Below are 25,529 nucleotides of genomic sequence, written 5' to 3'. Positions count from 1 at the left end.
CCATGCACACCTCCGGCAACCATCGCAAGTGGACGCTTCAACGTAACACCGGCCGTCTATGCGGGGACGGCGTCAGGGCGGGGGCACGGACCACCGGATGTCACCCCCGTCGCCTGGCTGGGCAGCCCCGGGCGGCCCCCGGGCGCGGCCAGTTCACGCTTCGGCCTCGGGTGTGCCGGGGGACAGGGCGATGCCCCTGGTCAGAGCCGCCTGGACGATGCGGAGGGCCTCGTCGGCATCGAGGCCGACGCTGGCGACGACGGCGGCGTACTCGGCGGCGGCCCGGCTTGCCCGTTCGCGCCCCTTCCCGCCGGCTGCGGACACGAACGAGCCGGCCGACCCGCGGGTCTCGATCAACCCTGCCTCCTCCAGCTCCCGGTAGGCTCGGCCGACGGTGTTGACGGCCAGTCCGAGGTCTGCGGCCAGCCGGCGGATGGTCGGCAGCCGGGTGCCCACGGCCAGCGTGCGGTCCTGGATCTGCTGGGCGAGCTGGGCGCGGAGCTGCTCGAACGGCGGGACGGGCGACATCGAGTCGATGACGATCATCCGGTTCGCCGGGTGCTCGTGGCCTGCCGTGCCACCATGCCGCTGCGCGCGGTCCGCGCGTTGATCACGGCGAGCGCGACGACGCTCAGGACGATGAGCAGGACGACCGCCGCATACCTCGTGGTGGAGTCCGGTCGGGGCAGGGCGGCGATCGCCAACGCCACCGCGCCCGCGAAGGTGGTGACCGCGAACGCGGCACGCGGCCAGCCGAGCACGGTGCGCCAGCCGAGCCGGACCGGGTGGGCCGCCCGTCGCGACAGGGTCGCCCCGGCCCGCCGGTCGACCTGCCGCACCCACCGGTCCAGCAGCGACCGGGCCAGCACCAGCCCTCGCCGCCGGGGCCGTCCGAGGCGACGACGCCGGGCGGCAACCGCATCGCCTGGCGGCGCGCCGGGTGGGCCGACGACGGGACGTGGCCGGCCCACCTGGCGCGGTGGCTACCGAACCCGCAGTCGCTGGTGCACCGCGTCGTCGGCCGCGTAGGTCGGGTCACCCGAGTAGGCGACGTGGACCGGGTACACCCCGGCCGGCAGCCCGGCGGTCGGCAGGGAGACCACGGCCGAGCCGCCGGTCAGCGGAACCACCTGCGTGGTGCCGCCGAAGGAGACAGCGATCTCACCGGTCACCGTCGGAGCCTTCCGGTGCCGGGACTGTGCCCGCACGTCCACGTCCAGCGTGAACACGCCACCACCGACGATCGACGCGGGTGCGGCTTTCGCCTTGACCACGACTGCTGCCGTGCCCGCCGGCGTCAGGGTGACCCGGGCCCGGCCGGCCTTGGTCGGGTCGACCACCGACGTCGCCACGACCGTGAGCGACGACGCGGTCTCGTCAGCGGCCACCGAGAGCAGACCGGTCGCGGAGACGGTGGTGCCCGCCGAGTTCGCCCCCTCGACCGACCACGTCACCGCCGGGCTCACCCCCGCGTTGGTCGTCACCCGGGCCCCGAACTGCCTGTCCCAGTTCCAGCCCCGGGTCAGGTCCACGGACGCGGGCGTCACCGACACGGAGTCGACGCCCGTCCACAGGTGGTCCCGGGCGAAGATCGTGAACAGCTGGCTCGCCGTCATCCCGTCGTGCGCGCCGGGAACCTGGGTCGTCGCGGCGCGGTACCCGCGGGCCCGGAAGTTGTCCGCGATGCCGTTCTGGACGTTGAGGTTGCCCTCGAAGACACCGTTGCCGAGGAACACGAAGAGGTCGTCGTCCCCGACCGCGGCCGCGACGTTGTCGTAGTCCTGGGTGCTGAGCGACGGGTTGCCGGAGAAGTGTCCGTAGAACGAGAACGTGGTCGGGTAGCCCCTGATGACGTGGGCCCCCGTCATCCCGCCGTACGAGAACCCGGCGTAGGCGCGTCCCGCCCGCTCGGTCGAGACGTGGTAGTTCTGCTCGATGAGCGGGAGGATCGTCCGGACCAGGTTGTCGGCGGCGTTGGTCTGGTTGTAGGAGGCGAAGCCGAGGCTGGTGCCCGTGAAGTGGTTCCCCATGGTGACGACCACCGTCGGCTCGATCTCGCCTCTCGCGGTCATGTTGTCCAGGATGTTCGGGACGTTCGCCGGGACCATGAAGTCGGTCTCGTCACCGAAGATGCCGTGGGCGAGGTACACCACCTTGTACGGCTCGGCCCGGTCGGCGTCGTAGCCGGCCGGCAGGTAGACGCCGAGGTGGTGGCCGCTGTCGCCGAGGATGGTGGTGTAGGGGACGTACCGGACGGTGCCCCGCTTCGCCGGGTCCGCCACCGGCAGTTCGTACTCCGCGCGCCTCTTCAGCACCGGATCGTTCTGCTTCTCGGCGTACGGCACGTACACGGCGTCGAGAACGTCGTTGTTCCTGACCCGGAACGAGGACTCACCCGGGGGTCGGGGGTTCGTCGAGGCGGGATCCCAGATGCGCTTGTTCACCCAGCCCCGGGTCGGGTCCCAGACCCGGTACCAGTAGCTGAGGCCGCCGGCGTGCAGCGGGACCGAGACCGACCAGTATCCGTTCGCGTCCCGGGTCATGTCCCTGAGGAACTCGGTACCTCCGGCGTGGTACCGCCCCGGCTGCCACGCCTCCGGCTGGTACCGGGTGTTGCCGGTGCCGAGGTCGAGCAGGGTCAGGTCCCCGGCGAGACGGACCTGCGTGGCGTTCGGATTGCGGTAGACGAACGTGGCGGTGTATCCGGTCGGCGACTGGGGATCCGCCGTGACGGTCGCGCCTTCCACGACCGGGGGCTCGGCGGCGACGGCGGCCGGCGGGAAGACGACGGCACCTGCGCCGAGCGACATGAACGCGAGCAACGAGACCGTACGCGTGAACCTGCGTCTTCCGATCGCTTTCCCCATCTGAGCACACTCCTTCGAGTAGGTCTGTTGTTCGGACACGGTTGATCGAGGGCGGCCGGCTACCGGTCGGTCAGGCAGGTGTGCACGGCTGCGGTCAGCCGGTTGGCGCGGTCGTCGTCGGGGCCGCCCATCTGGTTGACGACGTACCCGAAGCCCACCTGGTGGGTGTCGTCGCCGAACGCGAGGTGCCCGCCCGCGCCGTCGTGGCCGAAGCTCCGGTCGCCGAGCAGCGGCCGGGCCGGCGGGGAGTGCAGGAGGAAGCCGGTGCCCCAGCGCTGCCCGGTGTCGGGCGGGCCGTACCGCTGCTGGCCCCGGGACCGGACGGTGGTCGCGTCGTCGACGGTCGCGGCGGTGAGCAGGCGGGGACCGTTCACCGGGGACACGCAGGCGGCGTAGAGGCGGGCGAGGCCGTCGGCGGTGCTGACCGCGCCGGCCCCCGGTATGCCGGCGGCCCGGATGCTGGGGTCGTTGAAGCTGACCAGGCCCTGCTCGTCGGCGGGGAACGCGAAGGCACCGTTCATGGTGAGGCCGCGTTCGGCGACCGGGTCGACGGGGATGCCGGGTTCGGCCGGTGGGGCGAGGGTCCAGGCGACGGTGTCCCGCTCGGCGTCCGGCAGTCCGAGCCAGGTACGCAGACCGAGTGGGACGGCCAGCGAGTCCTGGAGGAACTCCCCGGGCGGTTGCCCGGTGATCCGGCGGATCACCTCGCCGACCAGCCAGCCGTAGGTCATCGGGTGGTAGCCGTGTGCCGTGCCGGGTCGCCACAGTGGGCGCTGGTCCTCGATGGCCTCGATCACCGGGGTCCAGGCGAGCACGTCGGCGAGGGTGAGGGGCCGGTCGAGCGCGGGCAGCCCGGCCCGGTGGGTGAGGAGCCAGCGGACCGGGACGTCCTGCTTGCCGTGGCGGCCGAACTCGGGCCAGTAGCGGGTGACCGGCGTGTCCAGGTCCAGCCGGCCCTGCTGGACCAGCAGGTACGCGCAGATCGCCAGGATCCCCTTGGTGCAGGAGAAGACCACGGCGGGGGTGTCGGCGGTCCAGGGCCGTCCGGACCGGGCGTCGGCGGTCCCGCCGTACAGGTCGACGACCTTGCGGCCGCCGACGTAGACGGTGACCGCCGCGCCGACCTCGCCGCGGGTGGCGAAGTTGTCGGTGAACACGTCGGCGACGTGGCCGAACCCGTCGGCGACGTCGCCGTGGATGCTGGGGTGGGTCGACATCGGTTAACCCTTCACCGAGCCCTGGAGCAGTGCCTTGATGAACTGGCGTTGGAAGATCAGGAAGACCACGAGGGTGGGGGTCAGGATGAGCAGCGACCCGGCGCAGAGCAGCACCAGGTCGGTGCCCCACTGGCCCTGGAACGCGCCGAGCGCGCCGGCCATGGTGCGTTTGGTGGCGTCGTCGACGAGGACGATGGCGAGCAGGAACTGGTTCCAGGTCCAGAGGAACAGCAGGATGGTCAGGGAGGCGATGGCCGGTCGGGCCAGCGGCACCTGGATCCGCCAGAACAGCTGCCAGGTGTTGCTGCCGTCGGTCCGCGCGGCCTCGGAGAGTTCGGGCGGCACGCTGACGAAGTGGGCCCGCATCCAGTACACGGCGAACGGCATGTAGAGCCCGACGAGCGGCAGGATGATCGCCCAGCGGGTGTTGAGCAGGCCGAAGTCACGCATCTGGTAGTAGATCGGGGTGATCACGGCTTCGAACGGCAGGGTCAGGCCGAGCAGCAGCAGCGCGAACGCGATCCGGCCGCCGGGCACCCGCAGGTGACCGAGGCCGAAGCCGGCCATGGTGGCGATGACCACGGAGATCGGCACGACCCCGACGATGATGAGCAGGCTGGACCGCAGCAGCGCGGCCATGTTCGCGGCGGTGAACGCGTCGACGAAGTTGCCCCACTGCGGGTCGCTGGGCCAGGTCAGGCCGGTGGGGACCGTACCGCGTGGCTGCAGCGCCGCCGACAGCATGCTCACGAACGGCAGGAGTGTGACGACGACCAGGGCGATCAGGAAGACGCGCCCGGTCAGGTGTTCGCGTCGGCTCAGGTTCATCCCCTGTCCTCCCGGGTCAGCCGTTGGATGGGCAGTACGCAGGCCAGGACCAGCAGCATGAGGACGACGGCCAGGGCCGAGGCGAGTCCGACCTGGCGCTGGGAGAACGCCAGCCGGTAGATCTCCAGGCCGGGCACGGTGGTCTGGATGCCGGGGCCGCCGCTGGTGGAGATGTAGACGATGTCGAAGCTGGCCAGCGCCGCGATCACGGTCACCGTGAGGCAGACCCCGATCTCCTGGCGCAGGCTGGGCAGGGTGACCGCGAAGAACTCGCGTACCGGTCCGGCGCCGTCGATCCGGGCCGCCTCGTACAGCGCCGGGTCGATCTTGCTCATGCCGGTGACCAGCAGGATGGTGCAGAGGCCGAGCATCACCCAGGCGCCGATCATGCCGACCGAGGGCAGTGCGGTGTCGAAGTCGCCGAGCCAGGAGCGGGTGAGACCGTCCAGGCCGACCGCGCGGAGCACCTGGTTGACCAGGCCGTTGGAGGAGAGCAGCCAGCTCCAGGCGATGCCGGCCGCGACCAGCGGGATCACCTGCGGCAGGAACAGGATGGTCCGGACGACGGTGCCGAACGTCCCGGTGGTGATCCGGCGGACCAGGCTGGCGACCAGCAACCCGAGCGCGACCGGGACGAAGCTGAAGAAGACGATCAGCACGAAGGCGTTCGTGATGATCTTCAACAGGTCGCGGTCGGTGAAGACGGTCAGGTAGTTGTCCAGGCCCGCCCAGCGGGCCACCCCGATGCCGTTCCAGTGGTAGAGCGAGTACTGGAAGGTCAGCGCCAGCGGGCGCAGCACGAAGACGGCGTACATCAGCAGCGCGGGCAGCACCCACCACCAGCCGGCCCACCGGGCCGTGCGGCCCCACCGGTTCCGGTGGGGCCGCACGGATGCCGTCGACGACCGGGTCGCCTGCCGTCCGGGCGGTGCGCTGCCGGGGGCAGGCGTCATCGGGACAGTTCCTTCTCGTACTCGGCCTGCACCGCCTTGACGTACCCCTGCGGGGTCTGCTGGCCGGCGACCAGCTTCTGCATCTCCGGGGTGATCGCCGCGGCGAAGATGCCGCCGGTGGCGTTGGCGGTGAAGTCCACCGCGCCGTTCTCCGCGCCGAGCTGCTGGGAGGCGGCGAGCGTCTGGGCCAGCAGACTGCCCTCGGCGACGGCCGGGACGGCCAGGTCGGACGGGCCGCCGGGGTGCGAGCCGCCGACGGTGACCGAGATCTGGCGGGCCTTGTCGTTGGTGTGGACCCAGTTGAGGAAGAACGCGGCGGCGTCCGGGTTCTTGGCCTTCGCGCCGATGCCGAAGGTGTTGGGGGCCGACATCGCCACGTGCCGGGCCCCGGCGGTCTCGCCGGGGAAGAGGAAGAAGCCCACCTTGCCGGCCATCGACTTGTCGAGGTTGCCCGACTCCCAGTCGCCGTTGAACATGAACAGGCCGTTGCCCTTCTGGAACTCGCCCATCATCGCCGTGTAGTCGATGGCGTTGGCGTCGGCGGGGAAGTAGCCGGCGCGGGCCCACTTCTGGATGGTCTCGGTGGCCTTCAGGGCGGCCGGCGTGTCGAACGTGGCACCCGGCTTCTGGAAGATCCAGTCGGCGATCGGGGCGGGGTCGCCGAACTGGTTCTGCAACGCCTGGTGCGGGAAGTTGATGCCGGCGGTGTTCTTGTTGAACTGCATGATCGGTTGCACCCCGGCGGTCTTGGCCCGGGCGAGCAGGTCCTCGAACTCGGCGATGGTGGCCGGCGGCTGGGTCATCCCGACCCGGGCGGCCAGGTCCTTGTTGTAGAACACGCCGGTGACGCTGTAGCCCAGCCCCATCCCGTACAGCGAACCGGTGCCCCGGGGCCGGCCGCCCTCGCCGACGCGGAGCTGGACAAGCTGGGAGGCCGGGAACCTGTCCCACCCGTACGCGGTGAAGTAGGGGTCGAGGTTCGCCAGCAGCCCGTCCTTGACCAGGTCGACCATGGTGGGCAGCCGGATGATGTCGGGTGCGTTGTCCGAGGCCAGCACCCGGGGTGCGTTCTCCACGATGACGGTGAACTGGTCCTCCCGGACGTTGAACGTCACGTTCGGGTGCTGCTTGGTGAACTCGTCCGCGAGCGCCTTGGCCAGCGGGAAGCCGGTCTCGGCGTACATCTCCAGCTTGATCGGTTCGGTCCCCAGTTCGGTGCTGACCGACCCGGACCGTTCACCGGTGGGTGCCTGGTCGGCTCCCGGTGAGCTGCATGCTGTGATCGCCACGGCGACGCCGAGCAGCGGGGCGAGCAGCCCCAGTCGACGCCGCGGGTACTTCGTCGAACAACCAGACACCTTCTCGGCTCCTTGACTTCTCCGCGTACCTGACCGGCCGGCGGTCCACTGCCACTGCGTCCGGGACCTCGGGTGGTCGCCACGTGGAGAGCACGTCGCACCCGCGCCTCGACCCGGGGGTGGGCGGTATCCGACCCTGACCTCCAGGACGGCGGTGGGTCGCCTGACCTGGAGTGGAAAACCTGCTGCTAAACTGATTTAGCAGAGCATGCGCGCGGTTCGGGAAGCTGTCAAGAACGAGTCCGCAACAGCTTCGAAACAGCCCGTTCACCGAGGTCCGACCGGATCCCGGGCCTCCGCCGCACTGGACACCGGACGCCGACCCCGCATGATGGGGCGGGCGGAGTGTGGATCACCGCCCCGATTCGGAGGGACTGATGGGCCGCAACAGGGCAACGCTGGCCGACGTCGCGCGGCTCGCCGGGCTGTCCAAGACCGCCGCGTCGATGGTGCTCAACGGGCGCGAGGGCAGCCGGCTCTCGCCCGAGGCGCACCGACGGGTCTTCGAGGCCGCCGAGGAACTCGGCTACCGCCCCAACGTCGCCGCGCGCAGCCTGCGCACCCGCAAGACGGCCACCATCGCGTTCGTCTCCGACATCGTGGCCACCACCCGCTTCGCCGGCGGCCTGATCCGGGGTGCCCTGGACGCCGCCCGCGAACGCGACCACGTGCTGCTCATCGCCGAGACGCAGGGCGACGAGGCGTTCGAGCGGTACGCCATCGAGGCGATGCTCGACCGGCAGGTCGACGGGGTCGTCTACGCCGCGATGGCCACCCGTCGGCTCGCCGTACCGCCGGCCCTCCTCGGCGGCCCGGTGGTGCTGCTCAACGCGACCAGCCCGGAACCGCTGCCGTGCGTACTGCCGGACGACGAACGCGCCGGCCGGACCGTCGCCACCGCGCTCCTGCAGCGCGGTCACCACGACCGGATCGCGCTCATCGGCCGGCACCGGCTCAAGGAACGCGACCCGGAGGTCTCCCTCGCCGCCCAGGCCCGGCTGACCGGGGTCCGGGACACCCTCTCGGCCGCCGGGACGGCGCTGTTCGCCGAGGCCACCTGCGCCGACTGGCTGCCCGAGCACGGATACGCCGCGATGCGGTCCCTGCTCGCCAGGCCGACCCGGCCCAGCGCGGTCATCTGCATGAACGACCGGCTCGCCTTCGGCGCGTACCAGGCGCTCGGTGAGGCCGGCCTGCGCATCCCCGACGACATCTCGGTGGTGTCGTTCGACGACGACCCGATCGCGGCCTGGCTGCGCCCCGGACTGGCCACCGCCGCGCTGCCGCACGAGCAGATGGGCCGCCGCGCCGTGGAGATCCTCCTCGACGGCCGCGCCGCCGAACCGGTGCTCGTCCCGATGCCGCTGCGACGGCGGCGGTCCGTCGCCCGCCCCGCGTCGTGACCGCCGGCCGTCCGCCCCGCGCGCGGCTTCGTGCCGGGCCGCGCACCGTCCGGCCCGCGCCGCTGCGTGCCGGGCCGGCGGTCGACACCGGTTGCGGTGGGGTCCCTGACCGTCGTGCTAAACCGATTTATCTGTTACCTTCGCGGCCATGCTACGTCTGCCCGACCACTGGGTGTGGGACAGCTGGTACGCCCGGGACGACGACGGGCTGCGGCACGCGTTCTTCCTGCGTGCCTCCCGCGCCCTGCTCGACCCGGACCGCCGCCACCTGCGCGCCACCATCGGCCACGCCGTCTCGACCGACCTGCGCTCCTGGCGGTTGGTCGCCGACGCGCTCGTCCCGGCCGACACGCCGAGCTGGGACGACCTGGCCACCTGGACCGGGAGCACGGTACGCGGACCGGACCGGCGGTGGTACCTGTTCTACACCGGGGTCGGCCGCGCCGAGGACGGGCTGGTGCAACGGATCGGGCTGGCCGTCAGCGACGACCTGATCACCTGGCACCGGCTCGGTCCCGACCCCGTGGTGGAGGCCGACCCGACCTGGTACGAACTCCTCGACCGGGACGTGTGGTACGAACAGGCGTGGCGGGACCCCTGGGTCTTCCCCGACCCCACCGGCGACGGCTGGCACATGCTGATCACCGCCCGCGCCAACCACGGCCCGGCAGCCGAACGCGGTGTCGTCGGCCACGCCACCTCCACCGACCTGGTCACCTGGACGGTCCGGCCACCGCTGTCCCGGCCGGCCGGGTTCGGTCACCTGGAGGTCCCGCAGGTCGCGGTCGTCGACGGCCAGCCCGTCCTGCTGTTCTGCACCAACGCCGGAGCCACCCCACGGCACACCGCGCACCGGATCTGGACCGCCACCGCCCCCACCGTGACCGGCCCGTGGGACATCGGCGCGGCCCGACCGTTCCCGGACCCCCATCTGTACGCCCCCCGCCTGGTTCCCGACCTGGACGACACCTGGTCCCTCATCGGTTTTCTCGACCACGTCGACGGCGAGTTCGCCGGCCACCTCTCCGACCCCCTGCCGGTCCGCTACGACCCGGTGACCGGGTTGACTCCCGGCGCACCGGCCGGCCCGGCGGCCAGCGGTGAGGGTGGGCCCGCCTGACCGGTACCCGACCGGGCAGCGATCCGTCGCACGCCGAGGGCTGAGAGCCTGAGCGACCCGACCGGCCGCCACCAGGGCCGGCCGGTGGTGGCCGGTGGTGGCCGGTAGTGGCCGCCGGGGAGGCGTCGCTCCCGGCGGGGCCGGGGACGACCGCTGTCACCCGCCCCGGTCAGCGGGCGTCGGCCGTCGGCGGGACCCGGACCGGGCGCCGGACCCCGGGCCCGCCCGGGACGCCCGTGGGGCCGGACCCGGCGACGTCGAGGAGGTTCTCCGTACGGACCAGGGCCGCAGCCCCCTTCAGATGCGCGGTGGTGCCGAGAGACCCGGACGAGATCCGGACGGACGCCGCCATCATCGGCGGGGTGTACTGGTGCACCGCCTCGCGGATGCCGGCCGCGATGACGTCGGAGGCGGCACCCAGGGAGGGGTCCACGACGATGGCCTCCGGATCGAGGAACACGACGAAGTCGGCGACCCGACGACCCAGGGAACGGCCGAACCCCCGCAGGGCCCGCACGATCTCCAACTCCCCGGAGGCGGCGGCAGCGTCGAGGTCCCGCACCGTGAAGGTCCTTCCGTGGGCCACCGCCAGCTCGCTGAGCAGCGCCGGAATGCTGGTGGTCTGCCAGAAGCAACCGCGGGCACCGCACTCGCAGAGCTGTCCACCGTCGTCCACATGGAGATGTCCGATCTCACCCGCCAGTCGCGAGCCGCCACGGTGCAGCCTGCCGCCGATGACCACACCGGCGCCGGTGCCGTGGGTGAGGGAGACGTGCAGCATGGTGGCGGCGCCGGCGGCGTCGCCGTAGACGGCCTCACCGAGCGCTGCCAGGTTGGCGTCGTTCTCGCAGAAGACCGGGCGGGCGAGGTGTTCACCCAGGACGTCCGCGGCGGGCCGCCCGTCCCACTCCCGGAACCGCCGCAGGTGGGAGGCCGCGAACGAGGGCGGGCCCGGCGTCCGCGCGAACATCGAGGGACCGGGAAGCCCGAGTACGGCGAGGGCGATGTCCCGGGACGTCACTGCGGCCCGGGTCAGGGCACGGTCGAGCAGCTCCAGCGCTGTCCCGGGTGCGGTGCAGTCAGCCGTGCCGTGCACCGCTGCCAGTATCTCGCCGTCGGGGCGCACCACCCCGGCGAGGAACCCGTGGGCCGCCGCCACGACGACGGCGAGCAGTCCCGGCGACGCGGCGAGGGACCACGCGCGGGCCGGTCGCCCTCTCGTCGTCCGCTGCGTGGGGCCTTCCACGACGACCCCCGCCGCCCGGAGGCGGTTCAATGCGTGCACGACGCTGCTGCGCGCGGTGGCGAGTTCGGCGCAGACCTCGGCGACGGTTCGTCGCCGTCCGTCGGACAGCACCCGCAGGACCGCGCGTTCGGTGCCGGTGGCGACGTTGTCGAGGTCGCCGTCGGAGGTGATGGACACAGTCCGTATTTATAGCTGGCTCGTCATAAATCCGCTACCGAGGATGGTCGCCTGACGACTGATAATCGTGGGTGGATCCGGTCAGCCCACTTACGACAAGACTGTCGCAAATATCGGGCCCCGTTCCGCTTGTTTTTGTGTATTGACGGTTTCCGGGCTGTTAAGTAGCGTGCCGTGCCAGGGCGCCCCCCGCTGACGGGGTGCACCGATCGGAGGGACGACCAGTGTCCAAGCGAACATCCCTGGCCGCGGCGGCCGTCGTCGTCGGCGCGGCCTTGATCGCCCCCAGCAGCGTCACCGCGGCCCCGGCCGGCGACCGCGGCGACGGAGTCCGGAACGTCATCCCGATCACGCAGATCCTGGCCTTCGGCCAGAAGGTCACGGCCGTCGCGGTCGAGTACTCGGCCGAGGTCAACCCCCGGACCCTGAGCCGCGACACCTACACCGTCTCGGACAGCCTCTACAACTTCCGCTTCAACCCCGTCGCGGACCTCACCGATCCGAGCAAGCGGGCCGACCGCACCGTCACCGCCGTCTACACCAACGACACCCCGGACCTGAACGCGGACCGACAGTCCGACCCCGGCAGGTACGTCATCGTCGAACTCGATGCGCGGGATCCGGGCGGCAACACCATCATGGCGACCGGGAACCACGTCAAGGTCAACCCCGACCTGCAGACGCAGGTCAAGCAGAACGAGGACGTGCACGCCCAGCCCGGTCGGGCCGGACAGGGCCGGGGCCCCCGGTTGGCCGCCGCGTCCACCGAGGCGTACCGGCCCACCAGACCGGCGGTCAACCTGCTGGCCGACGACTTCGTGTACCAGCGGTTCACCACGACCTCGGGCACCCTGCTTCCCTACGCGTACCACCTGCCCGCCGGCTACGACGCCGCCAGGAGGTACCCGGTCGTGGTGGTCCTGCCCGGCCACGGCATGGGATTCAACGGCACCAACGAAGGGGTGCAGGTCGCGGCGGACATCCCCGCGACGGCGTGGTCGCAGGAGAAGTGGACCGGCACCGACGAGGACGTCATCGTGCTGGCCCCGCAGAACCAGCGGGTCGGGACCCCGGCCGCCCAGGCGGACGCCATGGTCGAACTCCTGAACGCGTTCACCCGGGACTTCTCGGTGGACCAGGACCGGATCTACGCGTCCACCGTCTCGTACGGCTCGACGCTGGCGTGGGCGGCGCTCGCCACCCACCCCAGGCTCTTCGACGCCGCCCTGATCACCGGAGGTTTCGGTGCCAGCGCCGCCCAGGCGACCGCCATCGCCGCCAACGGCACCCCGGTCTGGATCACCCACGGAACCCACGACCACCTGCTCAACGTGGTCACCACCGCCCAGACCTCGTACAACCGGATCTGGAACGCCCACATCGCGCTCGGGAAGACGCCCGCCCAGGCGAACGCCGTGATCAAGTACACCGAGTACGCCGACTCGGCCTTCTCCGAGCCGGACTACCACCTCGCGGCCGCCCCCACCTACGAGGACCGCACCATCCTGCGCTGGCTCCTGGCCCAGTGAGGGCGTCCCACTGAACCCACCGACGGACGCGGGCTCCGACCAGCAAGGGGTCGGAGCCCGCGTCCGTCGTGGAGTCACCTGCCGTCGGCCGCGGCGGTCCTGTCGAGGAACCGACGTTCCCGGCCACGGCGTACCGGGCTCACCCGCGACGCCACTTCTGGTTCAACGTGCCGCCGCACTCCCACAGTTGCAGCCGCGCCCCGTCGTTGCCGTTCCAGTCGCGGATGTCCACGCACTTGTTGGCCTGCGGGTTGACCAGGTCACCGGCGGCGCTGAGCACGAACTGCTGGGCCGGGTTGCCGCTGCACGTGACGATCTGGATGTTCGCGCCGTTCGCCGTCGAGCCCCACGCCACGTCCAGGCACTTGTTGTTGGCGGTCTGCAGGGTGCCGTTGACGAACGTCCAGCGCTGCGCGCCGGTACCGTTGCAGCCCCACATCTGGACCAGGACGCCGTCGGAGAAGTTCGAGTTCGGCACGTCGAGACACTTGTTGTTCCAGTTGCTGATCACGGCGCTGGTGTTCCCGCCGCCGGTGGTGGTCAGCGTGAGGCCGTATGCGCCGAGGATCTCGTTGACCGGCTGGAACCACATGGTGCCGCCGGACGAGCAGTTGCCCGTACCTCCGGAGGTGACGCCCTGCGCCTGGTTGCCGGAGATCCACGCGCCGCCCGAGTCGCCGCCCTCCGCGCAGGCGTTGCTGCGGCTGAGCCCGGAGACCGCCCCCTGCGCGTAGTTGATGGTCTCGTTCCGGCCGAGCAGGGTGCCGCAGCGCCAGCCGGTGGTCCGCCCGGAACGGCAGATGGAACTGCCGATCGCCGCCTCCTGCGAGCCGGCCACGGTCACGTTCCCGCCCGCGTAGTTGTTCACCCACGGCTGGGGCGTCCAGTTGGCGTTGGTGCGTACCCAGCCGTAGTCGTTGCCGGGGAACGAGGAACCGGCGACCTGGCCCTGCGACACGTTGTTGTAGCCGAGGGTGGGGCTGCCGACGCCGCCGCAGTGCCCGGCGGTGACGAAGCCGCCGGCCACCGGGAAGCCGACCGAGCAGAGCGTGTTGCCGTTGATGACGTACTGGTCGCCGCCGCGCAGGTCGTACATCGGCCGGGGCTGCTCGGCCATCGGCACCACCCGCACCTCGCCGGCGCCGCTGGTCCTGGCGAAGGTCGTCGCGACCTCCTCGGCACCGGGTCTGGCCAGCACCACGACGCTGTTGGTGAGCACGTCGGTGTACCAGCCCCGGACGTCCCGGGGCGCGTCGGCGCCGTGCCGGTCCAGCCTGCCGCGGGCCGCGTCGAGGTCCGCCTGCCCGCGCGCGACGATCGTCGCGTCCGCCCCGTGCCGCCTGACCTTCTCCGCCGCCGCCTCGCTGGTCACCGCGACGGTCAGCCGGGAACCGCCGTCCGGTAGCCACGCGCCGCCGAACTGTCCACCCAGTTCGGCGCGGAGGCGCTGCTCGACGGCCGGGGCGGTCGCCTCGACGCGCAGCCGGACGGCGAGCTGCTGGTCGGTGAGCCCCAGGTCCCGGCGCAGCGCGGCCAGCATGTCCGGTGGCAGGTCCGGCGCCGGCCGCGCGGCCGGCGTCGTCGACGGTACGGCGGCGGAGCTGACCAGCGGGGAGAGGGTGGCGGCGACTGTCGCCGCCACCGCCACCGCGATCACTCGGTAGGCACGGGTCATGGGTTGTCCTTCCACACAGGGGCTACGGCCCGTCCGGCGGTCCGGGCGGCGCAGGGCCTACTGAACGACGGTCCGCGCCACCAGAGAGCGCTCTCACACGGGCAAGTCTGTCGATCAGTTAAGAAGGTGTCAAGAAGTTCCTCGGCAGCCCGGCAGGCATCGGCCATCTCGCCCACTGCCCGGGTGCGGTTCTCCTCCAGCAGCGCAGACGTGATGGACCCGCCCGGCCCGTGCTGGCCTGAGCCGGTACGTGGACCAGTCGTACGCGGCGCAGTTGCTGGATTCCGACCACGGCGAGGGCGTCGGGTGCCTGCTGCCGGCGTGGTCCTGTAATGGACGGCCACCATCTGGCCGATGAGGATCGTGTGGTCGTCGCCCGGTACCACAATCCCGGACGACCGAGTCGATCCATGCGAGGGCGCGGCTTGTGTCACATCATGACGACCAGTTTGCCTGTCGTGTGCAGGCGGACAGACGAAGTCGACGCACGCACGCACGCCTTCGTCAAGGGTGTAGCGGCGGGTCCGCAACCAGATGTTCCACACCGTGCACAGGCTGGTCGACCGGGCCCGCGAGCACGGGGCCGTGCGGGCCGACGTCACCGGCGAGGACATCATCCTGCTGATGTGCGCACCGAACCATGTCACCAGCTACGTGCCGGATGCCCCGCCTGACCTGTGGCGACGATACCTGTCCATCATCTTCGACGGCCTACGCCCAGAAGGCGCCCACCCGCTGCCCCACCCGCCACCGGCTGCACCGGCCGGCTCGCCAACGCGCTCTCCGGCAGCGCCCTGATCCCGGTGGACAGGCACAGGGCTAGGCACCCTGCGTTACGCCGCCCACTGGGACCTGTAGGCCCGTCACCAGCTCCGTCCGGAGTCAGGACGTGTCAGGTCCGGTCCCCGGTCCAGGCCGCTTCGAGGATCGCGGTCAGGCTGGCGGTGTCGGTCGGACCCGGATGGTTCTGGATCAGGCGGGTGACGCCACCGGCCATCTCCGCGAAGCGCGGGAGGTCGGCGCGTGCCACGCCGATGTCCGCCAGGGTGGCAGGGATGCCGATGTCGGCCAGGAGCCCGTCGAGCCAGGTGAGGAACGCATCGGCGGCCTCGGCATCGGAGGCGTCGGTCACGTCGAGTCCGCACACCCCGGCGAGGACGGCCAACCGGTCGCCGATGGCGTCCCTGGCCGCGTGCAGCGCGTAGGGCAGGAGCAGCCCGACGCCCAGGCCGTGCGGCGTGTGCGTGGCCGCGCCGATGGGGTACTGGAGAGCGTGCGGGGCCGCGTTGCCCGCGTGGGAGAAGGCGAGCCCGGCGAGCACGGACCCGTAGGACATGTCCGCGCGCGCGTCCGTGTCGCCTCCGTCCCGGACCGCACGCCGCAGGCTACGGGCGATCCGTTCCGCGGCCAGGAGCGCGTAGTGGTCGGTGATCGGGTTGCGGCCGAGGAACACCTGCTCCACCGGGTCGCGCGGTCCGTGGGCCCGGGGTCGCGCGGTGTAGCTCTCCACGGCGTGACAGAACGCGTCGATGCCGGAGTGGGCGGTGACGGTGGCCGGGCAGGTGTAGGTGAGTTCGGGGTCGACGATGGCGAAGTCGGGCACGATGTGGACGCTGGATACCCCCACTTTCAGCTCGCGGTCCGGGTCGGTCAACACCGAGACGGGGGTGAGTTCGGAGCCGGTGCCTGCCGTGGTCGGGACCGCGACGAGCGGAATCGTCCGCCCCGGCACCTTCGACTCGCCGTAGAAGTCGCGCGGCGTCCCGCCGTGCCGCCGGATGACGCCGACGATCTTGGCGAGGTCGATCACCGTGCCACCCCCGACGGCGAGGATCACGTCGGCGTCCACCTCGGCGGCGACCGCGACGGCCAGCGCGACATCGGTGAGGGGCACGTCGGGGGTCGCGTCGGAGAACACCTCGACGGCCCCGACCTTCTCCCGTACGGCGGCCACGATCCCGGCCACGCCCGGCTGCCCCAGCAGAACCCGGTCGGTCACGATGAGGACCCGCGAGCCACTCTCGGCCACCACCCGTGGGATGTTCTGTGCGACCCCTTCGCCCACTATCAGCTGGCGTGGTGCGCGGACGGTCTCAAGCATGTCGGTGCCTCTCCGGAACGTCGGCGGCGATTCGTCGGACGGACCTCCAGGTCACCTGCGGGACCGGGACGGCGTCGGCGGGGTCGGCCGTCCGGGCGGCGCGGGCGCGCGCCGAGAGGAGGCCGTTCAGGTCGGGTGTGCACAGGGCGCGGTGACTCCCGGCGGACGCCGGGAGCGGCAGGCCGGTCACGGCAGGTCGATCGCCGCGTAGGTGAGGTCGAGGTACTCGAGGATGCCCTCGTGCGACCCCTCCTTGCCGATCCCGGACTGCTTCACGCCCCCGAACGGAGCTGACGGGTCCGAGATCAGACCACGGTTGATGCCGACCATCCCGGTGTCCAGCCCCTCGGCGAACCGGAGCGCCCGCTGCAGGTCACGGGTGAAGACGTAACCGACCAGGCCGTGTTCGGTGTCGTTGGCCTTGGCCAACACCTCGTCGTCGGAGGTGAACGAGATGATCGGTGCCACCGGGCCGAAGATCTCCGTCTGCAGCATCCGCGCGTCGTCGGGCACGTCGACGAGGACGGTGGGCGGGTAGAAGTGGCCCGGCCCGTCCGGACGCCCGCCGCCCACCAGGACCCGGGCGCCGCGACCGACCGCGTCGGCGACGAGTTCGTCGATCGTGGTGACCGCGGCCTCGTCGATCAGCGCCCCGACGTCCACGCCGTCGTCGAGACCATGGCCCACCGACAGCGCGCCCATCCGCTCGGCGAAGCGCGCCGTGAACTCCTCGCGCACCGGCTCCTCGACGTAGATCCGGTTGGCCGCGATGCAGGACTCCCCGATGTTGCGCATCTTGGCCACCAGGGCCCCGTCGATCGCGACGTCCAGGTCGGCGTCGGCACACACGATCAGGGCCGCGTTGCCGCCCAGTTCCATCGAGGTACGCAGCACGTTGTCCGCGGCCTGCCGGAGCAGCACGCGCCCGACCTCGGTCGACCCGGTGAACGAGAGCTTGCGGGTCCGACTGTCGGCCAGCAGCGCGGAGACCACCGGGCCGGAACGCCTGGTGGTCACCACGTTGACGACGCCCGGGGGAACGCCGACCTCCTCCATGATGCGGGCCAGCAACAGCATGGTGAGTGGCGTCTGGGCTGCCGGCTTGGTGATCGTCGTACAGCCGGCGGCCAGCGCAGGAGCGATCTTGCGGGCGCCCATCGCCAACGGAAAGTTCCAGGGCGTCACGAAGACGCACGGTCCGACCGGCTTCGGTACGGTGAGGATGCGGTACCCACCTGCGGGAGCGGTGCGGTAGCGCCCCTCGACACGCACCGCCTCCTCGGCGAACCAACGGAAGAACTCGGCACCGTAGGCCACCTCCGCCCGAGCCTCGGCGAGCGGCTTGCCCATCTCGAGCGTTATCAGCCGGGCGACCTCCTCGGACCGCGCGGTCAGGGCCCGGTACGTCGCGGTCAACAACTCCGACCGTTTCCGCGGCGGGGTCGCCGCCCACCCCGCCATCGCCCTGCTCGCCGCGTCCAGCGCGGCGAGCCCGTCGACGACGTCGGCGTCCGCCACCTCGGCGACGGTCCGGCCGGTGGCCGGGTCCTCGACGGCGAAGGTGGCTCCGCTCGCGGCGTCGCGCCAGGTGCCGCCGATCCGCAGCCGTCGGTGCTCGGGGGCCAGGACGTTCGTCGGGTCACTCATCGCGTCGCCTCCAGTGATCTTCATGGTGATGTCCGGCCTGCCGCGGCGGTCGTGCGGTACGCGGAGCCGGACGGGTCACCCGCCCCGTCGGGGGCGAGGTTGCCGAGCGGGTCGAACACGGCCGGCCGGCCTGCCCCGGCTGCGGGTGACACCCCGCGCGGCCGTCCGGTGCGGCTACCGCCCGGCCGCGGACAGCGACAGCCCGGTGCCCGCGTCGAACAGGTGCGCACGGTCCAGGTCGACCGTGACCTGCAGCCGCTCACCCGGCGTACCGGTGACGGTGGGGCGGGCCTTGACCTTGAGGATCTCCGTCCCCACCCGGACGTCGACCACCGTCCGGTCCCCGAGCGGCTCGAGGCCGTAGAGTTCACCCGGCAACGACGCGTCCCCGCGCCGCTCGACGGACAGGTCCTCGGCGCGCAGGCCCAGCAGCAGCGCACGACCGTCCTCGGCCGTGGTCCAGCGGGGCCGCGGCAGCGTCCAGCCGTCCGCACCGACCAGACGGTCTCCTTCCGCGCGGCAGGCGAGCAGGCTGATCGGGGGGCTCCCGACGAATCCCGCGACCCACTGGTTGGCCGGCCGCTCGTACACCTCGGTCGGCGTGCCGACCTGCTGCACCGTCCCCTCCTTGAGAACCGCGACCTGGTCGGCCATGGACAGGGCCTCGACCTGGTCGTTGGTGACGTAGACGAAGGTCGCGCCGAGGCTCCGGTGGATGCGGGTGAGCTCGGTGCGCATCTCGACACGGAGTTTGAGGTCGAGGTTCGTCAACGGCTCGTCCATCAGGAACGCGCGCGGACGACGGACCAGCGCCCGGGCCAGGGCGACCCGCTGCATCTCACCGCCCGACAACTGCGCGGGACGACGCTGCAGCAGGCGTTCGATGTGCAGCAGGCTCGCCATCCGCTCGACGGCAGCGGCGATCTCGCCCGACGAGCAGCGGCGGGCCCGCAGCGGCGAGGCGATGTTCTCGTACGCCGTGCGTCGCGGGTAGAGGGCGTAGTTCTGGAACACCATGGCCAGGTCGCGTGCGGCCGGGGTGTCACCGGTCGCGTCCCGGCCGTCCAGATGCACCGACCCGGCGTCGAGCTTCTCGAGGCCGGCGATCGCCCGCAGGGTCGTCGTCTTGCCGGCACCGGAGGGCCCGAGCACGACGAAGAACGAGCCGTCCGGCACGTCCAGCGTCACCCCGTCCAGGGCCTGCACCTTGCCGAAGGACTTACGCAGTCCGTGCGCTGCCACGGTTCCCATCAGGCCACCAGCTCTTCCGTGCGCACGTCGTAGACCGCCGGGGTCCCGCCGGTGTGCCGCAACCCGACCGGTGCGTCGACGGAGAAGCGGACGGTCGGAGGCATCCGGACCCGTACGTCGCGTTCGCCGCTGTGGTCGACCACGTAGATGATCTCGTCGCCGAGCCACTCGGCGGAGACCACGCGGGCCGGGATGGAACCGTCCGCCCCTGGTGCGGTGACCTCCAGCGCCTCCGGCCGGACGCCTGCCACCAGGCGACGGTCGCGGGGCAGACCCGGCGGTGGCGTGAGGGCCAGTCCGCCCTGACCGCGCAGCTTCCCGTCGGCCACCTCCACCTCGATCAGGTTCATCGGCGGGGAGCCGATGAACGCGGCGCAGAACAGACTCGCCGGACGGTCGTAGACCTCCAGCGGCGTGCCGACCTGCTCGACGCGGCCCTTGTTCAGGATGGCGATCCGGTGACCGAGCGACATCGCCTCGACCTGGTCGTGGGTGACGTAGACCATGGTCGTCCCCAGTTCCCCCTGCAGGTGTTTGATCTCGGTACGCATGTCCGCCCTCAGCTCGGCGTCCAGGTTGGTGAGAGGTTCGTCCATGAGGAACGCGCGCGGTCGCCGCACCAGGGCGCGGGCCAGCGCGACGCGCTGCTGTTCCCCGCCGGACAGCTGGCGCGGTCGCCGGTCCAGGAGCGGACCGAGCCGCATCAGCCGGGCGGCCTCGGCGACCCGCGCCTGCACCTCCGGTTTGGGTAGTCCCTCGGCCCGCAGCGGGAACGCCAGGTTGTCGCGGGTCCGCAGGTGCGGGTAGAGGGCGTAGAACTGGAACACCATGGCGATGTCGCGTTCGGCGGGCGGCAGGTCGTTGACCAGCGTGTCGCCGATGCGGATGTCGCCCGTCGTCTGCCGCTCCAGGCCGGCGATCGCCCGCAGCGTGGTGGTCTTGCCGCAGCCGGACGGGCCGAGCATCACGAACAGTTCGCCGTCGCCGATGGACAGGTCCACGTGTTCGACCGCGACCGTACCGTCCGGGTAGCGCTTGTGCAGGGCGGTCACCTCGATGCCGGCCATCAGCGTCGCACCGCCCCGAGTGTCACACCGGCCACGAGGTGCTTGCGCACCAGGTAGGCGAAGACGAGCACCGGTAGGGCGAACACCACCGAGGCGGCGGCCACCAGACCCCAGTCCACGGTGGTGCCGCCGATGAGGCCGGCGATGGCGGGTGGGGCCGTCCGTACGCCGTCGCTGGAGGTGAGGAAGATGGCGAACACGAACTCGTTCCACGAGAAGATCAGGGCGAAGACCGCCGTCGCGGCGATGCCGGGCACGAGCAGGGGAAGGGTGAACTTCCAGAACGCCTGCAACCGGGTGTAGCCGTCGAGCATGGCGGCATCCTCGTACTCCGCGGGCACCTCGTCGACGAAACCCTTCATCATCCAGATCGTGAACGGGACGTTGAACGCGGCGTAGATGAGGATCAGGCCGAGCTTGCTGTCGATGAGCCCGACCTGGCGGTACATGAGGAAGATCGGGATCACCACCACCACGGGCGGCATGAACCGGGTGGACAGGATGAAGAACAGCTGGTCCTTCTTGGCCTTCACCCCGAAGCGGGAGTAGGCCCAGGCCGCCGGCACCCCCAGCACGGTGGCCAGCAGCGTGGAGACCCCGGCGACCACCACGGAGTTGAGGAACGCGACGGACAGGGCCGAGCGTCCGCCGTCGGGGGCGACGAACACGTCCCTGAAATGGTCCATGGTGACGTCGAAGTCGAAGAACTTCGCCGGGATCGCGTAGACGTCCCGGTTCTCCTTGATGGACGTCTCGATCATCCACAGCACCGGGAAGAGCATCACGACGGCCAGCAGGGCCAGCAGCACGATCTCCAGCGCGGAGCGGCCCCGACCGCCGAAGCGGCGCGCGGGAGGCGTCCGGTCCCGGGCGGGACCTGTGGAGACGGCCTCGTCGACGGAGACGGCCATCAGCCCTCCTTGAGCTTGTTCAGGTAGCGCAGGTAGAGCTGCGTGAGGACGACGACGACGAGGACCATGAGGATTCCGTACGCCGAGGCGGTTCCGGTGTTGAAGCCCAGGAACGCGACCTTGTAGACGTGGAACGACAACGTCTCGGTGGAGACCCCCGGGCCTCCGCTGGTGAGGATGTAGACGAGGTCGAACAGCCGGAATGCCTCGATGGCCCGGAACAGCACGGCGATGAGGAGCAGCGGCCACACCAGCGGAAGGGTGATGGTGCGGAACCGGAACCACTCGGACGCCCGGTCGATCGAGGCGGCCTCGTACAGGTACTTGGGGACCGCGGTGAGGCCGGCGAGCGCGATGAGCATGATGAAGGGCGTCCACTGCCAGGTGTCGACCACGATCAGGGAGACCAGCGCCGTCCGCTGCCGGGTGAGCCACTCCACCTGCCCCAGACCGACCGAGCCGAGCATGCTGTTGATCACGCCGAACTGCGCGTCGAGCATGAACCGCCAGAACAGCCCGACCACGACCGGCGACAGCATCATCGGGACCAGGAACAGTGTGGTCAGCGCACCCCGCCCGTGCGTACGTCGGGAGATCAGGTAGGCGATGGTGAAACCGAGCCCGGTCTGCAGGGAGACCGCGCCGACCACGTAGACCAACGTGGTCAGGGCCCTCGCGTGGACCTGCGCCGACGTCAGGATGGCGGTGTAGTTGCCGAACCCGACGAAGTTGGCGGGCCCGCCGCGGGTGGCCGAGTAGTCGGTGAAGGACAGGTACAACGCCCACAGCAACGGGAACACCGACATGGCGAGCAACAGCAGCAGCGCGGGGGAGATGAAGGCCACGGCGAGCCCGCGGTCGCCCAGCCGGCGGGACCGGCCCGGCGCAGGTGGTGTCGCGGACGCCACCTGCCCGGGGTCGTCGGTCGTCAGGGGGACGGGGTCACTCACAGCCCGCCGCCGCCCTTGCGGCCGCTCGAGTCGAGCACGCTCTGCTGCTCCTTGGCGATGTCGTCGAGCGCGTCCTTCGGCTTCTTCGCGCCGTTGAGAGCCGCGTTCACGTTGGTGTTCTCGATGTCGACGAGGCGCGCGTACTCGGGCACGTTCCACATGTCCCGCATCCGGGGCACCGAGTCGGCGTACACCTGGTTGAACGGCCCGGCGTTGAGGAACTCGGGCGACTCCAGGGCGTCCGTACGCGCTGGCACGCCACCGGCCGCGGCCCACTTCTTCTGGATGTCGGCCCGCTCGAACCACTTCATGAAGTTCAGCGCCTCCGCCTGGTTCGCCGTGGAGGAGTAGGCCGACACGTGCATCCCCATGCCGCCGAGCGGGACCAGGTTCGTCTTCTGGCTCGGCAGGGTGGCGAAGCCCAGCTTGTCGAGGATCTGCTCCCGCGTGGTGCCGAGCGTCGACTGCTTCGGATCGAGCAGGCCGCCGCTCGCGGCGATCCAGTTGAACGCGATGCAGGCCTTGCCCTGGGCGACCGCCGCGTTCACCTCGTCGATGAACCAGTTGCCGGAGCCCTTGGCGGTCAGCGGCTTCATCTTGTTGACCAGGACGTCCATCGCCTCGTGGCCCGCAGCGTCGTTGAGGACGCCCTGGATCTTGCGCGTCTTGGGGTCCCAGAGGTTGCCGCCGTAGACGCCGTTGACCGTGTTGTAGGTGACGGCCGCGGCGTCGGAGCCGTTGGCCTGGTGGAAGGCCAGCCCGCTGACGCCCGGGTTCTCGGCCTGGCACTTCCCGGCGACGGAGATCATCTCGTCCCAGGTCTGCGGTGGCTTGTCGCCGATCAGGTCCTTGCGGTAGATCATCGTCCAGGTGTCGCCGAGCAGCGGCAGTCCGTACAGGCTGGCGTTCTCGTCGCGCTTACCGGTCTCCGCCTGCGGGAACTGGCCGTAGGCCGCCAGCAGGTAGGGGTTGTAGGCGTTGACGTCGATGTTGCTCTTGACGAAGTCGGTGAGGTCGAGGATGTTGCCGTTCGTCACGGCCTCGCCGATGTGCTGCGAGTCCAGGATCGCGATGTCGAAGTCGGTCTTGCGCGCGGCGAACTGGGTGAACATCGCGTCGTGCCAGTTCGCGTTCGGCACGGTGTTGACCTTGATGGTCGCGTTCGGCCGCTCCTTCTTGTACTCCGCGTTCGCGAACGCTTCCAGGGCGTGGGCGGGCGGCCAGTCGAACCAGATGAAGCTGAGGGTCAGCGGGTCCTTGGTGAGCTCCGGGATGGTCGCCGGGGCCTTCGGGGCGCTCACCTTCGCGCCGTCGTCCTGGCCGTCGCCGCAGGCCGCCACGGTCGTGGCCACCAGCAGCATGGCCGCGGTCGCCAGCTGTACCTTTCGCCCGGGAACGGACAATCGTCCTGTCAGCTTTCGCTGCCGCATCTTCTGGCCTGCTTTCTGGGTCGGGACGGGAGCCTCGCTAGGTGTTTCGCCGAGCAGTTGCTGGGTGGTGCGGGCGTGTCGCCGGGCTGTCGCGGGGGCCGAACCCGCGGACCGGCGCTACGAGTACGCCGCGACGTGCCGGGTCGTCGTGCCGTCGGAAGGTGCGTCGGTCCACCGGCGGCCCGGTGGCGGGCCGGGCGGGACGTCGAGCATGCTCATGGGAGCTCCAGATGATCGAGTGGAGCGGTGGTGGGTGGTTCCGGCGGTGCAGGATGACGGGGGTCCGCCGCTTTTCCTATACGATCGAGCGGGGGGCGTCAGCATGTCGCAGCGTTGTGACTGGTGTCAACAGGTTCCCGGGGATGCAAGGAAGGACCTCACGTCACGATGGACGACGAAGCGATGAGCGCGCGGGGCCGGAGGGCCGTGACGGGCGGAACGTCGTCGGGAAGATCTGGCGGCCGGCTCGCCGACGAGGTGTACGACACGCTGCTCGGACAGCTGATGTCGCTACGGATCGAGCCTGGCTCCCGCGTCACGATCGACGTCCTGGCGCGGCAGCTGGGAGTCTCGCAGACACCGATCCGGGACGCGCTGAACCGCATGGAGGCCGAGGGCCTGGTCGTGCGGGTGCCCCACGCCGGCTACCGCATTCCGCCCCAGATCACCCGACGCCGGTTCGAGGACATGCTCGAGGTCCGCCTGCTCCTCGAACCGGCGGCGGCGCGCAGATCCGCCGAACGCGCGTCCCTGGAGCAGGTGGCCGGTCTGCGCCGGATGCTGGCGGAGATGGCGGAGCTGGAGGGGGGCAGCGGGCCCACGGCGTACGGCGCCTTCGGGCTACGCGACGCCGCCTTCCACGATCTCGTCGCCCTGAGCGCGGAGAACCAGGTCATCCGGGAAGTGCTCGCCCGCCTGCACAGTCACGTGCACCTCTTCCGGCTGCACCACGACACCCAGGTCACCCACCTGGCCATGGCCGAGCACGAGGACGTGGTGGCCGCGATCGCCGCGCGCGACCCCGACGCCGCCGCCTACGCGATGCGGCGCCACATCCTGCGCTCCGGCGAACGCTTCCGACGACTCTTCGACCAGGCCGAGGGTGCGGACGCGATGACGGTGGAGGCTTGACGGGCGGGCGGGGCAGAGGAATGCTAGCCCAATCGGATCGGATTGGATCGCGTCCACCTCACCGCCACCAGATGCGAGGAGAAGCAGGTGCCCAGAGCGCTGCTCCTGACCGGCGACGCCGCCGAGGAACTCGACACCATGTATCCCTACTACCGCGTGCAGGAGGGCGGCTGGGACGTCGACGTCTCGTCCCGGACGCTGCGTGACGTGCAACTGGTCATCCACGAGTTCGACCCCAACTCCGACGCCTACGTGGAGAAGAACGGCCGGAAACTGCCGGTCGACGTGCCCTGGGCCGAGGTCGACGTCGAGCGCTACGACGCCCTCATCATCCCCGGGGGCCGGGCCCCCGAATGGATCCGGGTCGACGCCGACGTCAGGCGCATCACCGAGCACTTCTTCGCCCGCAACCTCCCCATCGCGCTGGTGTGCCACGGCGCGCAGGTGCCAGCGGTGTACGGGCTGCTGAAGGGTCGGAAGACGGCCTGCTTCCCGCCGATCACCGGTGACATGGAGAACGCGGGCGCGACGGTCATCGACGCTCCCGACGTCGTGGACGGCAACCTCGTCTCCTGCCGGGGCTGGCCCGACATGCCGCAGTTCGGCCGGGCGATGATGGAGGTCTTCTCGAAGTCCGTCGACCCCGCGTCGGCGTGAGCACCCCCGGC

The 25,529-nt window shown here is 71.0% G+C and carries 22 protein-coding genes; 6 read left to right on the top strand and 16 right to left on the bottom strand.

Features of this window, described 5'->3' with window-relative positions; genetic code table 11:
* Nucleotides 1–153: 153 nt before the first annotated feature.
* From PVK37_RS26310 to PVK37_RS26280, 7 genes are all read right to left on the bottom strand, one after another.
* Complete coding sequence (locus PVK37_RS26310) at nt 154–546, bottom strand: GntR family transcriptional regulator (protein ID WP_275030502.1); 393 nt, start codon at nt 544–546, stop codon at nt 154–156.
* Entirely contained in the window at nt 543–869 is a 327-nt protein-coding gene (locus PVK37_RS26305) for a hypothetical protein (protein WP_275030501.1), read from the bottom strand. Before PVK37_RS26305 ends, PVK37_RS26310 begins: the two co-directional genes overlap by 4 nt.
* A 114-nt stretch (nt 870–983) precedes the next feature.
* Nucleotides 984–2,867 (bottom strand): alpha/beta hydrolase-fold protein, encoded by a 1,884-nt coding sequence (locus PVK37_RS26300; RefSeq protein WP_275030500.1) that lies wholly within the window; start codon nt 2,865–2,867, stop codon nt 984–986.
* Between the two features lie 59 nt (nt 2,868–2,926).
* A complete protein-coding gene (locus tag PVK37_RS26295; RefSeq protein ID WP_275030499.1) occupies nt 2,927–4,084 on the bottom strand; it encodes a serine hydrolase domain-containing protein in 1,158 nt (385 codons plus the stop codon).
* A 3-nt stretch (nt 4,085–4,087) separates the two neighbouring features.
* The gene (locus PVK37_RS26290) at nt 4,088–4,912 is read right to left on the bottom strand and encodes a carbohydrate ABC transporter permease (RefSeq protein WP_275030498.1); all 825 of its coding nucleotides are present in this window, start codon (nt 4,910–4,912) and stop codon (nt 4,088–4,090) included.
* Nucleotides 4,909–5,865, bottom strand: a complete 957-nt coding sequence (locus PVK37_RS26285; RefSeq protein WP_275030497.1) for a carbohydrate ABC transporter permease — start codon at nt 5,863–5,865, stop codon at nt 4,909–4,911. Before PVK37_RS26285 ends, PVK37_RS26290 begins: the two co-directional genes overlap by 4 nt.
* Nucleotides 5,862–7,223, bottom strand: a complete 1,362-nt coding sequence (locus tag PVK37_RS26280) for an ABC transporter substrate-binding protein (protein ID WP_275030496.1) — start codon at nt 7,221–7,223, stop codon at nt 5,862–5,864. Before PVK37_RS26280 ends, PVK37_RS26285 begins: the two co-directional genes overlap by 4 nt.
* 377 nt (nt 7,224–7,600) lie before the next feature.
* Here PVK37_RS26280 and PVK37_RS26275 point away from each other — a divergent pair, with 377 nt between their 5' ends.
* Together PVK37_RS26275 and PVK37_RS26270 are read left to right on the top strand one after the other, a co-directional pair.
* Nucleotides 7,601–8,626: a LacI family DNA-binding transcriptional regulator gene (locus tag PVK37_RS26275; RefSeq protein WP_275030495.1), complete on the top strand. Its 1,026-nt coding sequence runs from the start codon at nt 7,601–7,603 to the stop codon at nt 8,624–8,626.
* A 148-nt stretch (nt 8,627–8,774) separates the two neighbouring features.
* Nucleotides 8,775–9,746 carry a glycoside hydrolase family protein gene (locus PVK37_RS26270; protein WP_275030494.1) on the top strand — a complete coding sequence of 324 codons (972 nt, stop codon included), beginning with the start codon at nt 8,775–8,777 and terminating at the stop codon, nt 9,744–9,746.
* 169 nt (nt 9,747–9,915) lie between these two features.
* Here PVK37_RS26270 and PVK37_RS26265 read toward each other — a convergent pair whose 3' ends face one another.
* On the bottom strand, nt 9,916–11,169 hold the full coding sequence (locus PVK37_RS26265) for an ROK family transcriptional regulator (protein WP_275030493.1): 1,254 nt from the start codon (nt 11,167–11,169) through the stop codon (nt 9,916–9,918).
* A gap of 224 nt (nt 11,170–11,393) precedes the next feature.
* On the opposite strand from PVK37_RS26265, the gene PVK37_RS26260 reads away from it, so the two are divergent.
* A complete protein-coding gene (locus PVK37_RS26260) occupies nt 11,394–12,698 on the top strand; it encodes an alpha/beta hydrolase (RefSeq protein ID WP_275030492.1) in 1,305 nt (434 codons plus the stop codon).
* 139 nt (nt 12,699–12,837) lie between these two features.
* Here PVK37_RS26260 and PVK37_RS26255 read toward each other — a convergent pair whose 3' ends face one another.
* Nucleotides 12,838–14,373, bottom strand: a complete 1,536-nt coding sequence (locus PVK37_RS26255; protein WP_275030491.1) for a ricin-type beta-trefoil lectin domain protein — start codon at nt 14,371–14,373, stop codon at nt 12,838–12,840.
* A 534-nt stretch (nt 14,374–14,907) separates the two neighbouring features.
* Here PVK37_RS26255 and PVK37_RS26250 point away from each other — a divergent pair.
* Nucleotides 14,908–15,171, top strand: a complete 264-nt coding sequence (locus tag PVK37_RS26250) for an SbtR family transcriptional regulator (RefSeq protein ID WP_275030490.1) — start codon at nt 14,908–14,910, stop codon at nt 15,169–15,171.
* A gap of 94 nt (nt 15,172–15,265) precedes the next feature.
* On the opposite strand, the gene PVK37_RS26245 is transcribed toward PVK37_RS26250, so the two are convergent.
* The 7 genes from PVK37_RS26245 to PVK37_RS26215 all read right to left on the bottom strand — a co-directional run bounded on the left by PVK37_RS26245 (nt 15,266) and on the right by PVK37_RS26215 (nt 23,661).
* Nucleotides 15,266–16,474, bottom strand: a complete 1,209-nt coding sequence (locus PVK37_RS26245; RefSeq protein ID WP_275030489.1) for an iron-containing alcohol dehydrogenase — start codon at nt 16,472–16,474, stop codon at nt 15,266–15,268.
* Nucleotides 16,475–16,660: 186 nt separating this feature from the next.
* A complete protein-coding gene (locus PVK37_RS26240; RefSeq protein ID WP_275035234.1) occupies nt 16,661–18,121 on the bottom strand; it encodes an NAD-dependent succinate-semialdehyde dehydrogenase in 1,461 nt (486 codons plus the stop codon).
* A 174-nt stretch (nt 18,122–18,295) separates the two neighbouring features.
* Nucleotides 18,296–19,372 (bottom strand): ABC transporter ATP-binding protein, encoded by a 1,077-nt coding sequence (locus PVK37_RS26235; protein ID WP_275030488.1) that lies wholly within the window; start codon nt 19,370–19,372, stop codon nt 18,296–18,298.
* A complete protein-coding gene (locus PVK37_RS26230; RefSeq protein WP_275030487.1) occupies nt 19,372–20,439 on the bottom strand; it encodes an ABC transporter ATP-binding protein in 1,068 nt (355 codons plus the stop codon). The genes PVK37_RS26235 and PVK37_RS26230 overlap by 1 nt, the downstream gene beginning before the upstream one ends.
* Nucleotides 20,439–21,350: a carbohydrate ABC transporter permease gene (locus tag PVK37_RS26225; RefSeq protein ID WP_275030486.1), complete on the bottom strand. Its 912-nt coding sequence runs from the start codon at nt 21,348–21,350 to the stop codon at nt 20,439–20,441. Before PVK37_RS26225 ends, PVK37_RS26230 begins: the two co-directional genes overlap by 1 nt.
* Nucleotides 21,350–22,300: a carbohydrate ABC transporter permease gene (locus PVK37_RS26220; RefSeq protein ID WP_275030485.1), complete on the bottom strand. Its 951-nt coding sequence runs from the start codon at nt 22,298–22,300 to the stop codon at nt 21,350–21,352. The genes PVK37_RS26225 and PVK37_RS26220 overlap by 1 nt, the downstream gene beginning before the upstream one ends.
* On the bottom strand, nt 22,297–23,661 hold the full coding sequence (locus PVK37_RS26215) for an extracellular solute-binding protein (protein ID WP_275030484.1): 1,365 nt from the start codon (nt 23,659–23,661) through the stop codon (nt 22,297–22,299). The genes PVK37_RS26220 and PVK37_RS26215 overlap by 4 nt, the downstream gene beginning before the upstream one ends.
* Before the next feature lie 456 nt (nt 23,662–24,117).
* On the opposite strand from PVK37_RS26215, the gene PVK37_RS26210 reads away from it, so the two are divergent.
* Both PVK37_RS26210 and PVK37_RS26205 read left to right on the top strand, forming a co-directional pair.
* On the top strand, nt 24,118–24,861 hold the full coding sequence (locus tag PVK37_RS26210) for a GntR family transcriptional regulator (protein ID WP_275030483.1): 744 nt from the start codon (nt 24,118–24,120) through the stop codon (nt 24,859–24,861).
* A gap of 87 nt (nt 24,862–24,948) precedes the next feature.
* Nucleotides 24,949–25,518: a DJ-1/PfpI family protein gene (locus tag PVK37_RS26205; RefSeq protein ID WP_077939326.1), complete on the top strand. Its 570-nt coding sequence runs from the start codon at nt 24,949–24,951 to the stop codon at nt 25,516–25,518.
* The last annotated feature ends 11 nt before the right edge of the window (nt 25,519–25,529 follow it).

The organism is Micromonospora cathayae (assembly GCF_028993575.1).
GTDB classification, from domain to species: Bacteria; Actinomycetota; Actinomycetes; order Mycobacteriales; family Micromonosporaceae; genus Micromonospora; species Micromonospora cathayae.
Note: the sequence above shows the minus strand (reverse complement) of the source record. Positions and strands in the feature narration are given on the sequence as shown.

Bases quoted from the DNA above. Each gene is read 5' to 3' on its own strand.
- PVK37_RS26310 (WP_275030502.1), bottom strand. From the start codon at position 546: ATGATCGTCATCGACTCGATGTCGCCCGTCCCGCCGTTCGAGCAGCTC.
- PVK37_RS26285 (WP_275030497.1), bottom strand. From the start codon at position 5,865: ATGACGCCTGCCCCCGGCAGCGCACCGCCCGGACGGCAGGCGACCCGG.
- PVK37_RS26295 (WP_275030499.1), bottom strand. From the start codon at position 4,084: ATGTCGACCCACCCCAGCATCCACGGCGACGTCGCCGACGGGTTCGGC.
- PVK37_RS26235 (WP_275030488.1), bottom strand. From the start codon at position 19,372: ATGGGAACCGTGGCAGCGCACGGACTGCGTAAGTCCTTCGGCAAGGTG.
- PVK37_RS26300 (WP_275030500.1), bottom strand. From the start codon at position 2,867: ATGGGGAAAGCGATCGGAAGACGCAGGTTCACGCGTACGGTCTCGTTG.
- PVK37_RS26225 (WP_275030486.1), bottom strand. From the start codon at position 21,350: ATGGCCGTCTCCGTCGACGAGGCCGTCTCCACAGGTCCCGCCCGGGAC.
- PVK37_RS26245 (WP_275030489.1), bottom strand. From the start codon at position 16,474: ATGCTTGAGACCGTCCGCGCACCACGCCAGCTGATAGTGGGCGAAGGG.
- PVK37_RS26290 (WP_275030498.1), bottom strand. From the start codon at position 4,912: ATGAACCTGAGCCGACGCGAACACCTGACCGGGCGCGTCTTCCTGATC.
- PVK37_RS26255 (WP_275030491.1), bottom strand. From the start codon at position 14,373: ATGACCCGTGCCTACCGAGTGATCGCGGTGGCGGTGGCGGCGACAGTC.
- PVK37_RS26230 (WP_275030487.1), bottom strand. From the start codon at position 20,439: ATGGCCGGCATCGAGGTGACCGCCCTGCACAAGCGCTACCCGGACGGT.
- PVK37_RS26270 (WP_275030494.1), top strand. From the start codon at position 8,775: ATGCTACGTCTGCCCGACCACTGGGTGTGGGACAGCTGGTACGCCCGG.
- PVK37_RS26215 (WP_275030484.1), bottom strand. From the start codon at position 23,661: ATGCTGCTGGTGGCCACGACCGTGGCGGCCTGCGGCGACGGCCAGGAC.
- PVK37_RS26240 (WP_275035234.1), bottom strand. From the start codon at position 18,121: ATGAGTGACCCGACGAACGTCCTGGCCCCCGAGCACCGACGGCTGCGG.
- PVK37_RS26275 (WP_275030495.1), top strand. From the start codon at position 7,601: ATGGGCCGCAACAGGGCAACGCTGGCCGACGTCGCGCGGCTCGCCGGG.
- PVK37_RS26250 (WP_275030490.1), top strand. From the start codon at position 14,908: ATGTTCCACACCGTGCACAGGCTGGTCGACCGGGCCCGCGAGCACGGG.
- PVK37_RS26210 (WP_275030483.1), top strand. From the start codon at position 24,118: ATGGACGACGAAGCGATGAGCGCGCGGGGCCGGAGGGCCGTGACGGGC.